Origin of the sequence: Anoxybacteroides rupiense, assembly GCF_014196195.1 — a bacterium.
Classification (GTDB): Bacteria; Bacillota; Bacilli; order Bacillales; family Anoxybacillaceae; genus Anoxybacteroides; species Anoxybacteroides rupiense.
On the sequence record NZ_JACIDF010000001.1, the window covers coordinates 684,171 to 695,741 of the forward strand.

General features: G+C 44.4%; 10 protein-coding genes and 3 riboswitches. Of the genes, 3 read left to right on the top strand and 7 right to left on the bottom strand.

Translation table 11 applies throughout. From position 1 onward, the window contains the following. Window positions 1-282: 282 nt before the first annotated feature. Window positions 283-1,977: a M3 family oligoendopeptidase gene (locus GGQ95_RS03255; RefSeq protein WP_183186350.1), complete on the bottom strand. Its 1,695-nt coding sequence runs from the start codon at window positions 1,975-1,977 to the stop codon at window positions 283-285. Between the two features lie 160 nt (window positions 1,978-2,137). Further along, window positions 2,138-2,321, top strand: a riboswitch (Lysine riboswitch). A 93-nt stretch (window positions 2,322-2,414) separates the two neighbouring features. Here GGQ95_RS03255 and GGQ95_RS03260 point away from each other — a divergent pair. Next, the gene (locus GGQ95_RS03260; protein ID WP_159719544.1) at window positions 2,415-3,842 is read left to right on the top strand and encodes an amino acid permease; all 1,428 of its coding nucleotides are present in this window, start codon (window positions 2,415-2,417) and stop codon (window positions 3,840-3,842) included. Between the two features lie 144 nt (window positions 3,843-3,986). Here the strand turns inward: GGQ95_RS03260 and GGQ95_RS03265 are convergent, their stop codons facing one another. From GGQ95_RS03265 to GGQ95_RS03290, 6 genes are all read right to left on the bottom strand, one after another. Beyond that, complete coding sequence (locus GGQ95_RS03265; RefSeq protein ID WP_044746716.1) at window positions 3,987-4,430, bottom strand: MarR family winged helix-turn-helix transcriptional regulator; 444 nt, start codon at window positions 4,428-4,430, stop codon at window positions 3,987-3,989. A gap of 203 nt (window positions 4,431-4,633) precedes the next feature. After that, window positions 4,634-5,176, bottom strand: coding sequence for an acireductone dioxygenase (mtnD, locus tag GGQ95_RS03270; RefSeq protein ID WP_066146944.1), 543 nt, complete (start codon window positions 5,174-5,176; stop codon window positions 4,634-4,636). Between the two features lie 29 nt (window positions 5,177-5,205). After that, window positions 5,206-5,838, bottom strand: a complete 633-nt coding sequence (locus tag GGQ95_RS03275; protein WP_183186314.1) for a methylthioribulose 1-phosphate dehydratase — start codon at window positions 5,836-5,838, stop codon at window positions 5,206-5,208. Further along, window positions 5,835-6,494, bottom strand: coding sequence for a 2-hydroxy-3-keto-5-methylthiopentenyl-1-phosphate phosphatase (locus GGQ95_RS03280; protein WP_183186315.1), 660 nt, complete (start codon window positions 6,492-6,494; stop codon window positions 5,835-5,837). Before GGQ95_RS03280 ends, GGQ95_RS03275 begins: the two co-directional genes overlap by 4 nt. Then, entirely contained in the window at window positions 6,491-7,729 is a 1,239-nt protein-coding gene (gene mtnW, locus GGQ95_RS03285; protein ID WP_183186316.1) for a 2,3-diketo-5-methylthiopentyl-1-phosphate enolase, read from the bottom strand. Before mtnW ends, GGQ95_RS03280 begins: the two co-directional genes overlap by 4 nt. A gap of 62 nt (window positions 7,730-7,791) precedes the next feature. Then, window positions 7,792-7,899, bottom strand: a riboswitch (SAM riboswitch). A gap of 81 nt (window positions 7,900-7,980) precedes the next feature. Beyond that, window positions 7,981-9,171 (bottom strand): pyridoxal phosphate-dependent aminotransferase, encoded by a 1,191-nt coding sequence (locus GGQ95_RS03290; RefSeq protein WP_159719540.1) that lies wholly within the window; start codon window positions 9,169-9,171, stop codon window positions 7,981-7,983. Between the two features lie 95 nt (window positions 9,172-9,266). On the opposite strand from GGQ95_RS03290, the gene GGQ95_RS03295 reads away from it, so the two are divergent. Next, the gene (locus tag GGQ95_RS03295; protein ID WP_159719539.1) at window positions 9,267-10,082 is read left to right on the top strand and encodes a carbon-nitrogen family hydrolase; all 816 of its coding nucleotides are present in this window, start codon (window positions 9,267-9,269) and stop codon (window positions 10,080-10,082) included. 89 nt (window positions 10,083-10,171) lie between these two features. Next, window positions 10,172-10,279, top strand: a riboswitch (SAM riboswitch). A gap of 91 nt (window positions 10,280-10,370) precedes the next feature. After that, the gene (mtnK, locus tag GGQ95_RS03300) at window positions 10,371-11,564 is read left to right on the top strand and encodes an S-methyl-5-thioribose kinase (RefSeq protein ID WP_183186351.1); all 1,194 of its coding nucleotides are present in this window, start codon (window positions 10,371-10,373) and stop codon (window positions 11,562-11,564) included. The last annotated feature ends 7 nt before the right edge of the window (window positions 11,565-11,571 follow it).

Consider the following 11,571-nt stretch of genomic DNA (forward strand, 5'->3'; position numbering starts at 1 on the left):
AAGAACTTTGCCACCAATGTTGATCGTCTCTTCTCCGACCATCGTTCCGCCTAAACGTTCGTGGCTTTGCGAATGTTCCTCATCTTTCTCTCCTTTTCTTCATATCCTATTCCCTTTGTATTTCTACATAAACTCAACAAAAAAGGAAAAAAACCTACAACAGTTGCTTCCTATCCTCTATAGAAAAAAGCTGACCAAAAAAGTATGGTCAGCCTTCAAACGAAAACAACCGATCATTTGGGCATATATAAACCGCTTCCTTTTAGGACATCCTCCCATTTTTCACAGCTGTTTGTCGTCCACGCTGTTCAACCACTGCTCAATTTCTTCCATAACCGACTGAACGCAACCATCTGCAAATGGCGATATTAAATGAGCGACTTGTACAAGTTTGGTAAATGACTTGCTTCCTCCCTCACGGCAAAGCGTTAAATAATCGCGCCACGCTTCCTGATAATTTTCTCTTGAACGCTTCCAAAACTGAAACGCACACATTTGCGCAAGGGTATAGTCAATATAATAAAAAGCCGTTGTATAAATATGGCTTTGCCGTTGCCAAAAACCGCCGCGCTCCAAATAATCATGGCCATCGTAATCCCTTGTTGGCATGTATTTTCGTTCGATTTCCCGCCATTTTCTCTTCCGTTCCGCTGGTGTTGCCTCCGGATTTTCATAAACGAAGTGCTGGAATTCATCAACCGCCACCCCGTATGGCAGAAACAGCACAGCCGAGCTTAAATGATGAAATTGATATTTTTTCGTATCTTCTTTAAAGAACAGCTCCATCCATGGCCATGTGAAAAACTCCATGCTCATGGAATGGATTTCACACGCCTCTAACGTCGGCCAATTATACTCTGGAATTTCGTAATGGCGGCTTTCATACACTTGAAAAGCGTGGCCCGCTTCATGGGTGAGAACATCAATATCGCCGGACGTACCAGTAAAATTCGAAAAAATAAATGGCGCTTTATATTCTTCTATATATGTGCAGTAACCACCGCTTGCTTTCCCTTTTTTGGCCAAAAGATCCATCAATTCATTTTTAATCATAAACCGGAAAAACTCGCCTGTTTCTGGTGACAGCTCTTCATACATTTTTCGGCCGTTTTCGATAATCCACTTTGCATCCCCTTTTGGAGTCGGATTGCCCGTCGGGAATGAAAATGCTTCATCGTAATATTTCAACTTCTCGACGCCAATTCTTTTCCTCTGGCGTTCATACAGCTTTTCTGCTAACGGCACAATATAAGCTTTCACCTGCTCACGGAATCGCGCAACCATTTCAGCATTATAATCGGTCCGTCCCAACCTTGCATATCCAAGTTCAACAAAGTTGTTAAACCCTAGTTTTTTTGCAATGCTTGTACGCACTTTGACAAGCTGATCGTAAATATGGTCAAATTGTTCCTCATGCGTTTCAAAAAAGGCAAATCGCGCTTCATTTGCCCGCTTCCGCATTTGCCGATCAGGCGACTCCACAAACGGCTGCAGCTGTGCCAACGTGTATTCTTGTCCTTCAAATAAAATTTTTGCGGAGGCTACCAATTTCGTATACTCGCTTGCTAGCTTATTTTCTAACTGTAAATCCGCGACAATCTCAGGAGAAAACGTTTTAAGCTCTGTTTCCGCAAGTGCAAATAACTGTTTTCCCCAGCGTTTTTCGAGCTCTGAACGAAATCGGGAGGCGACGAGCGCCTCATAATATTCGTTGACAAAGCCTTTGACAATCGGATCCACCTCATCGAAAAAATCTTGCTCCTGCTTATAAAAGTCATCATTTGTATCAACCGTATGGCGAATATAGCAAATTTGCGCCATCGTGCTAAATTCGTTGCGCAGTTTATTGATTTGCTTCATCGCTTCATCCTGCTCTTCCGCATGCAGGGCCTGCTGAAACGCCTGCAATGCCGCTTGAAATTCTGTCTTTAGTTTTTCCATGTCAGGGCGTTTATATAGAAACTCGGAAAACTTCAAATCCATCCCTTCCTTTTCCTCAAAAATTTCTAACCTTAGTTATATTCCACTTGTTTGCTAAAAATTCCTGTTCATGCTTCAGATAAAAGCATATTGACGAATATTGTCGAATCGTGTATGATTATCAAGGTAATTGAATATTTTTTCTTCTCGTCAACTTAGATGAGATAGAGGTTGCAATGGATAAAAGTAGTTTGAATGAGGGACAGAGGAACCGATGACTTCAAATGAAAGGATTCATTGCCGAAGTTTGCAGCGTACTCTGGCGCCGCAAGCTGGGCCTGCATTCGAATAGAGTCAGGACTGCCATCGCTTAATGGAAGCGATGGAGCGCTATCTACATTAAGTTAGATGCGGATGTCACATGCACCCGTTGAAAACTTAAGGGTGTATTTTTTTTTGATAAATGCGCAAATCAGAAAGGAGTAGGGGTTATATTGCAGCAAAATAAACTAGGTCTCTGGGTATTAACGGCGCTTGTCGTTGGGAATATGGTTGGATCAGGAATTTTTATGCTTCCTCGTTCACTTTCAGAAGCCGCGAGCCCTTTAGGGGTCATTTTAGCTTGGCTATTAACAGGTGGCGGAGTGCTAATGACCGCTCTTGTCTTTGGCAATTTAGCGATTCGCAAGCCTGAATTAAATGGCGGGCCGCAAATTTACGCGAAGGAATTGTTTCCAAAGAGATCAAACGCCTCGGTTTTATCGGGATTTATGTCTTCCTGGGGCTATTGGATTGGAAATTTTGCTGGAAACGTGGCCATTATTACGACATTTACGAGTTATTTATCCACATTCTTTCCGATTTTAACAAGCAAACAAACCGTATTTATGGTAGGCGCTACACCGATCAAACTCGGCAACCTCCTTACATTTATGGTTTGTACCGCTCTGTTATGGGGAATGCACTTTATTATTTTGCGCGGCATCGAGGGAGCCGGAAAACTAAATTTCATAGCCACTTCGGCAAAGGTACTCGGCTTCTTTTTATTTATTGCCATAAGCTTATTTGCATTTGATAAAAGCAACATCGGCTCTATCGTCGCTCCGCGTTACGATGAAGCAGGCCATTCCGTTAGCCTGTTCGGGCAAGTGACCGGCGCGGCCGTTGCGACATTATGGGCATTTGTCGGAGTGGAATCTGCGATTGTGTTCGCTTCACGTGCACGCAAGCAAACAGATGTCAAACGGGCAACCATTCTTGGTTTGCTGATTGCTCTCATCATTTACATTGGCATAAGTGTGCTTGTAATGGGCTTGCTTCCGCAAAAACAGTTGATTCATTCAGAGAAGCCTTTAGTGGATGCGATTCAAACCATTTTAGGACCAAGCGGCGCATACATCTTAGCTGGACTTGGCCTCATCAGCCTTCTTGGCTCGACGCTCGGCTGGGTGCTATTAAGCGCGGAAGTTCCATATCAAGCCGCGAAGCAAGGATTATTTATCCCTGCCTTCTTAAAAGAAAACAAAAAAGGAATGCCGAAACTCGCTTTAGTTTTGTCAAATGGATTAGCGCAAATTTTCATTTTCTCAACGATCTCTCATTCGATGTCAGCTGCATTTGATTTTGTCATTTATATTGCGACACTCGCTTATCTTGTTCCTTACTTTATCGCTTCTGTCTTTCAGCTCAAGCTCACATGGACAGGAGAGACATATGAAACCAATACAAAGCAGCGAATCACGGATGGAGTCATTGCAGCACTGGCCACTATTTATTCCATTTGGGTCATTATCGCGGGAACATCTGACATCAAAACCTTTATGCTTGGCGTTGCGTTGCTCGCAAGCGGCATCATTTTTTATCCGCTTGTAAAAAAAGCAGTAGACAAAGAAAAAAACGCGAAAAAAAGACTGTCAGCTTAATCCAAAAAAGAGGGGTTTCTCCCTCTCTTTATCTTTTATCTATAGTCCCTCCTCTCTCTTTATCAAAAAAGAACGCGCGCCTGCCACCCATTATAAAAAAGCGCCAGCGAATCTTTGATCCGCTGGCGCTTTCACCATCCGTACTTATTGCTGTTTCGCACCGTATCCCATTTTTTTCAATAATTCAATAACCTGTTCTTTCTCTTCAGTCGTTAATCCGGAAAGTGTTTCATGGATCGTTTGTTCATGCTCCGGAAATACCTTTTCAATAAAAGCTTTTCCTTTATCCGTAATCGAAGCATAAGTTACACGGCGATCCTTTTCACATGCTTTGCGCATAATCAGCCCTTTTTGCTCTAATTTATCGACAACATATGTGATGCTGCCGCTTGCCAGTAAAATTTTCCCGCCAATTTGCTGCAATGGCTGATCCCCCTTATGATATAGCAATTCCAACACAGCAAACTCCGTAGGGTTCACGCCGAACGACTGAATGGATTTATTTACTTGATCATTAACAGCACGGTACGCTCTTGACAGCACAATAAATAGCTTTAATGATTGCAAAATTTCCTCTCTATCCGCCACTTGTCATCAAATCCTTTATCGGTCGAATTCGAAGCCATTGTAGCGAAAAATCCTCTCTTTGTCAATGAAACGCCCCGATCTACGTCGTCCATTCCGTACGTTCTTCTGCCATTCGTTTCAGTGCTAGAAAACCTCTCGGCGAATCGAATCGATTCCATCCATCAAAAAGCGCAAGAATCGCTTAAGATTCCTGCGCTTTTTGGTTATTGAACAGCTTCTTCTTTTTCCTCATAAGGATGGGCAACCCAGCCAGATGGATCAATAAACAAACGAACAGCTACCACTTGGCGGTCTTCCATTAATGTGAAGAAATGCGGATTTCCTTCTGGAACGGAAATAACATCGCCAGCTTCCAGCTGCACTTCAAAATATCCTGTTTGTTCGTCGCCTTTAATAATGAAAATGCCGTGTCCCGCGACGATGGCGCGTACTTCATCCTCCGTATGGATATGCACTTGTTCAAATTTCTTCAATAATTCCTCTAAATTCGGAGTAGCATCTGATAAAGCGACAACATCCCACGCTTTATAGCCTCTTCTTGCTGCTAAATCCTCAATATCATCTTTAAAAATCGCTAAAATTTCCTCTTTTTCCTCGTCACTCAAAACAAACGTTTCTTTTAAGTGACTTGGCAGCTTGCTAACATCCCAATGTTCATACAGAACGCCTTGCTTTTCTAAAAAGCTCCCTACATTCTCATGACCTTTGATCCATTCACCCGTGTTTCTAATTTTAATAACTGCCATTTTTCATCCCTCCATTGTCATTTTAAAATCTATGAAGTGAATACTTTGTGACCTTTTAGCATAAGCAGCTTAACATGATAGCTAAACAAAAACTCGCACGCTTCTAAAAACTTTTTCGCTTCAAAGGAGCTTCTTCCCCATACGGTAATACCGTGGTTGCGAATCAGCACCGCTCCGCTATCTGCCGAGACGTGCTTCGAAAACTCAGCGGCAAGCGTCGGAATGTGCGCATGATTCCGAATAATCGGAATGCGAAAAACCGCATCTTCCTCCCAAAGACCAAACGCTTTAATCATTTCTTGGCCGGTAAAAATGACTTCCCCATCATCCCCATACAGTTCAGAGACGACATTATTATCAATCGTATGAACATGAAGCACGCAGCCAGCGTTCGTTTTATTATAAATTTCCACATGCAGCAAGGTCTCAGCCGATGGCTTTAAATGGGTCGGCTCAGCCGGATTGCCCAAAGCGTCGACAAGAAGAAAATCATCATTTGTTTGCTTTCGTTTATCTTTTCCGCTGGCTGTAACGAAAAAGGTCAGCGGCTGATCAGCCACCTTGATCGATAGATTCCCGCTTGTTCCCAAAAACCAATCGCGGGAAGCCAGTTCTGCTTTGACATCAGCAAGCTCTGCCCATTTCTTCAATAAATCGCTCATGCGCTCACCTCCATCCTTTTCAAAGATTCCATGACATCATAGAACGTCGTAAACGGCGTATGAGCAAGGTCCAGCTCCGCACATTTTTGCAACAGAAAATCACGGGCGATCACGTGATCGGCAAGCTGGGCGACCGCTAAATCCGTAACGGAATCACCGATGACGATCTTCGTTGCCTCTGGTGTTGCTAGCTTTCTCAGCAACGACGGCTTGCAGCAGCCGCAGCCGTTACGGCAATGGTCATCACACGCATACGGCCATGTAATGCGAATCGTTTCCCCGCTAAAATCCGAACCATTGCAAAAAATCGCGTCTTTTCCAATAAGTCCTTCTAAAAGCGGATAAACGAAAAAATCGATTCCGCCGCTAACGACATAGAGCGGAATGCCTCGCTCCTTTGTAAAGGAGACAAATTCACGAAAACCATCGCGAATTTGGGCAGTCCCTAAAATAAAATTCGTAATCTCTTCTTTTAGCCGGGAAGGAAGAAGCGAAAACATCGCTCCGACGCCATCTTGAACAGAGCAGCGTTGCGCGAGCACATCCTCTTTGATGCTTTCCCATTGCGGCGGAGCAAATTGCTTCATAATCGCTATAATGTTGTCATTATTCGTAATCGTGCCATCGAAATCACAAAAAATAATCGGTTTCGTCATACTTTCACCTCTTGAGTGCCCCATAAAGCCATTGCTTTTTGCAATGAATGGTTTTCCTTTGCCGCCTCACTTAAAGGCTTTCCGGCTAATACTGCCGCGATTGCGGCGCTAAATGCCCTTCCTCCTCCTGCCGCTCCCTCTGGGTGTCCATGCACTCCGCCTCCTGCATTAATGACGCTGTCGATGCCAAAATCGCGGATAAGAAGCGGAACCAGCCCTGGATGAATGCCGGCAGACGGAACAGGAAACGTCTGTAAAAATACATCTTCCTTCGTTAATTCATAGGCAATGCCATTTGCTTCTTCCTTGGCCAAAGCGACGTTTCCATATGGAGACGGGAACAAGGAAAAATCGGCCCCTGCCATGCGAACGAGCTTGCCAAGCAACAAAGGATGGCTTACACCGTAAAATTCCGACGGGGTCAACGCCCCGCTAAACGCCGGATGCGCCATAATCGGAATGGAAATCTCCTCATCCTCCCGCAATTCTTGCAATACATCCAGCCCGTACGCGAACACGTTGAACAGCAGCAAATCGGCGCCAAGCTCCGCCGCTCGCTTCGCTTTCTCTTTTAACTCAAACGTTTTTCCCGAAAGATTCACCGCATAAAGCGTTCTATGCCCTGTCTCTTCATATACGTGCTGCAAGACTTTTTTTCCTTCCGCAATTCGCTTTTCGAATGGTGCCTGTTCATTTTCAAATAAAATTTCATCATCCTTGACAAGATCTACTCCTCCAAGCGCCTGCTGTCTCAGCTGCTTGGATAAATAGGACAAATCGCGCCCGATCACACCTTTAAAAATGCTCATTAACAGCGGGCGGCCATAAACATCCAGCTTTGCGCGAATTCCCTTAATGCCGAAGCGAGGACCGGGAAATGCTTTCTTTAGATCATCAGAAAACTCTAAATCTATCAGCTTAATCGCGCCATCTAATGACAATTTCCCAAACACCGTCGTCAAAACAGCGGGCAAATCGGCGCTGAAGTTGGCACTTGGGTAAGCGATCTTGACCATTCCCCGCTTCAAACGTTTTCCGAAATATTGATTGGCACGTTCGCTTTCTTCAAACGGTTGCACATGCACAACCGTTCCTTTATGTTTACGCAGTTGTTCTTTTTCCAAAAACGGCAGTTCAGTCCATGAACCGATCGTTAAGCCAAGCGCGATTTTCTCTGCCTTCTTCTCCAAATCAGCCTCATCATAAAGCAGATACGTGGCGATGACTTGGCTCATTCTCATCCCTCCCATTCCAATAAAAAAACCTCTTCCATAAGAAGAGGCTTTGGTTTCAACTCTTCTTATCTCTCAGCATAATGCTGCAAGAATTAGCACCGTGCTTAACGTTGGTTAAGTCGGTTGCCGGGCTTCATTGGGCTCGTCCCTCCACCTGCTCTTGATAAGAATGACAGCTTCTATTCATTTTTTTGAAATTTTCGTTTTGCAAATTTAATTCGAATTATGACAGGGATCATGCAGATTGTCAATTATTTTTTTACCGCTTGCTGAAAAAGATCGAGCTTAGCGATGCGCCGTGCCGCTTCTGTCAAACGTTCTTCGCTTGTCAACAGCCCGACGCGCACATATCCTTCCCCGTGCTCGCCAAATCCAATCCCAGGCGCCACCACAACATGCGCCTGCTCAAGCAATAAATCAGCAAAGCGTTCCGAAGTCCAGCCCTTTGGTACCGGCAGCCAAGCAAAAAAGGAGCCGGCTGGAGCACTTACGTTCCAACCAATTTCCTGTAAAGCTCCAATGAACGCATTGCGCCGTGATTCATACAACGCTACCAACTCCGTCACGCATTGCTGTGACTCAAGCAGCGCAACCGCTGCCGCTTCCTGAATCGCACCAAACAAGCTGACATATAAGTGGTCTTGCAAAAGATTGATCGCAGCAATCACACTTTCATTGCCAATCGCAAAACCTATGCGCCAGCCAGCCATATTATACGTTTTGGAAAATGTATAAATTTCAATACCGACATCCTTGGCTCCTTCCGTCTGCAAAAAGCTGATCGGTTTTTGCCCGTCAAATCCAATCGCACCATAAGCAAAGTCATGGACAACGCAAATTCCATGCTTTTGTGCAAATGAAACGGTCTCTGCAAAAAACGAGTCTGTCGCTACAGCCCCCGTCGGGTTATTAGGATAATTTAAAAACATCAGCTTGGCTTTCTCAACCACCTTTTCATCCAATTGACGATAATCAGGCAAAAAGCCGTTTTCGCTATAAAGCGGCATCATTTCCATTTTTGCACGCGCTAATGCCACTCCCGACCAATAATCAGGGTATCCGGGATCCGGCACAAGCACAACATCGCCCGGATTTAATAAGCACTGCGGAATTTCCACAAGCCCTGCCTTTCCACCGAATAAGACAGCTACCTCTCTCTCAGGATCAACCGTAACGCCATATTCGCGCTGATAGAAAGCAGCCACCGCCTCTTTTAAAAACGAATAGCCACGAAACGGAGAATACTTATGGTATTTTGGATTAGCCGCCGCTTTTTGCAGCGCTTCTACGATATGCGGAGGCGTCTGTTGATCAGGATTTCCTTGACCAAGATTAATCACATCATGTCCTTGAGCCACCACTTTTCCTACTTTGTCGACAAGCGAAGCAAAAAACTGCTTCGGAAGACTTTGCAACAACTCGGATTGGACAAATGATTTCAATTGCTTCACCTACTCAAAAAATTCTTGAAATTCTAGTCAAACATCATATATCGTAAAAATTAAATTGTAAAGACATTTTTTTGGGGTGAACAATTATGACATTAAAAATTGCTTGTCTTCAGCTCGATATTGCTTTCGGAAATCCTGCGGAAAATAAACGCCACGTTCAACAAGAGATCGAAAAAGTTTGTCAAAGCTCTGTTGACGTCATCGTCCTTCCTGAACTATGGACAACCGGATACGATCTCGCACGCCTTGACGACATTGCTGATGAGAATGGCGCTGATACCAAATCGTTTATTAGCAAGCTCGCACGCCTGCACAACGTCTGTATTGTTGCTGGCTCCATTGCCAAAAAAACCGCTGCCGGCATCACCAATACCATGTACATCGTCAATCGAGACGGCGACATTGTAGGAGAATATAGCAAGCTCCATCTCTTTCAGCTCATGGATGAGCATTTGTATTTACAATCCGGTGAATCGAGCGGCTTATTTACCTTGGAGCAAACGTTGTGCGCGGGAGTCATTTGCTATGACATTCGCTTTCCTGAATGGATTCGCGCCCATACAACCCAAGGCGCAGAGTTATTGTTTGTGGTCGCCGAATGGCCACAGCCCCGCCTTGAACATTGGCGAACCCTTTTGCAAGCGCGCGCGATTGAAAATCAATGCTATGTAATCGCCTGCAATCGTGCTGGAAAAGATCCGAACAATCAATTTGCTGGCCATTCACTTGTCATTGATCCATGGGGAGTCATCCTCGCCGAAGCCGATGAACATCCATGCTCTCTTATGGCCGAAATCCAGCTGTCAAAAGTGAAAGAAGTTCGAAAGCAAATTCCTATTTTCCAAGACCGCCGACCTGAGCACTATATTTCGGCCGAAAAAAATTTTCAAAAAAACAGTTGACAAAACTGGCAAATCGAATGTATGATTCGAATCAAGCGAATTGAAAAAAGTTTTGCATTGTTAAAAACATTCGAATAAAACCGAACAAACTCTTATCAAGAGCAGGTGGAGGGACGAGCCCGATGAAGCCCGGCAACCGACTTAACCAACGTTAAGCACGGTGCTAATTCTTGCAGCAACACGCTGAGAGATAAGAGGGGAGAAGCCGACTTCAAACCTCTTTCGAAAAGCGAAGGAGGTTTTTTCATTGTTTCATTGATTGAGTGAATGATAAGGAGGGTACAAATGATGACACATTCTAAACAATCCGTCTACGAGCCTTTAACGGAATCGGGAGCGGTTGCACTTGCTGCTCGATTAGGCTTATTTCCGGAAGGAACACCATTCATTTGTCAAGAAATTGGCGATGGTAACTTAAATCTTGTGTTCCATGTATTCGATCCCCAAACAAAGAAAGGAGTCATTATTAAACAAGCGCTACCATATGCAAAAGTGGTCGGTGAAAGCTGGCCGCTTACGCTTAAGCGGGCTGTCATTGAAAGCAATGCGTTGCGCACGTTTGCCGACTACGTTCCGCAATACGTGCCAAAGGTATACTACTCAGATGAGTCATTAGCGATTACCGTGATGGAGGATTTATCGCATCTGCAAATTGCTCGAAAAGGATTCATTGCTGGAAAAACATATCCGCTTCTTTCCCAGCACATTGGAGAGTTTATCGCTAAAACGTTATTTTACACATCGGACTTTGGCATGAACCAGCAGCAGAAAAAACAGCTGCAGCAAAATTTCATCAATCCAGAGTTATGTAAAATTACCGAAGATCTCGTCTTTACTGATCCGTTTTTCGACCATGAAACGAATAATTTTGAAGAGGAGTTGCGCCGTGACGTAGAGGCTCTTTGGAATGACGATGCGCTTCATCTTGAAGTAGCAAAACTCAAGCGGAAATTTTTAACGGAAGCCGATGCGCTCATTCATGGGGATTTACATACTGGAAGCATTTTTGCAAGCGACACAGAAACAAAAGTCATTGATCCTGAGTTTGCGTTTTACGGCCCATTTGGGTTTGATATCGGCCAATTTTTTGCCAATTTACTCCTAAATGCGTTGTCCCGTTCAGAACATGAGCCGCTATTGGCTCACATCGAAAAAACATGGAATGTATTTACGCACACGTTTGCTGCCCTTTGGGAACAGCATAATGTAGAACCGTATGCAAAAACCGAAGGATTGTTGCAAGACGTGCTGCAGCAAACGCTCATCGATGCGGTCGGTTTTGCTGGTTGTGAAATCATCCGGCGCACGATCGGCTTAGCTCATGTCGCCGATCTTGACGGAATCGAAGATCAACCTACGCGCATCCATGCCAAACAGCTTGCCCTTCAGCTCGGGCGACAACTGATTTTACATCGCCAGACGATCCATGAAGTGCAACAAATACGCTCTTTGTTCTTTCAAACATTTGCTGCCACTCATTAAACGAAAG

What these genes read in the sequence shown, in the direction of transcription:
- mtnD (WP_066146944.1), bottom strand. Translation starts at nt 5,176, where the DNA reads ATGGCAGTTATTAAAATTAGAAACACGGGTGAATGGATCAAAGGTCAT.
- GGQ95_RS03275 (WP_183186314.1), bottom strand. Translation starts at nt 5,838, where the DNA reads ATGAGCGATTTATTGAAGAAATGGGCAGAGCTTGCTGATGTCAAAGCA.
- GGQ95_RS03280 (WP_183186315.1), bottom strand. Translation starts at nt 6,494, where the DNA reads ATGACGAAACCGATTATTTTTTGTGATTTCGATGGCACGATTACGAAT.
- mtnW (WP_183186316.1), bottom strand. Translation starts at nt 7,729, where the DNA reads ATGAGCCAAGTCATCGCCACGTATCTGCTTTATGATGAGGCTGATTTG.
- GGQ95_RS03295 (WP_159719539.1), top strand. Translation starts at nt 9,267, where the DNA reads ATGACATTAAAAATTGCTTGTCTTCAGCTCGATATTGCTTTCGGAAAT.
- mtnK (WP_183186351.1), top strand. Translation starts at nt 10,371, where the DNA reads ATGACACATTCTAAACAATCCGTCTACGAGCCTTTAACGGAATCGGGA.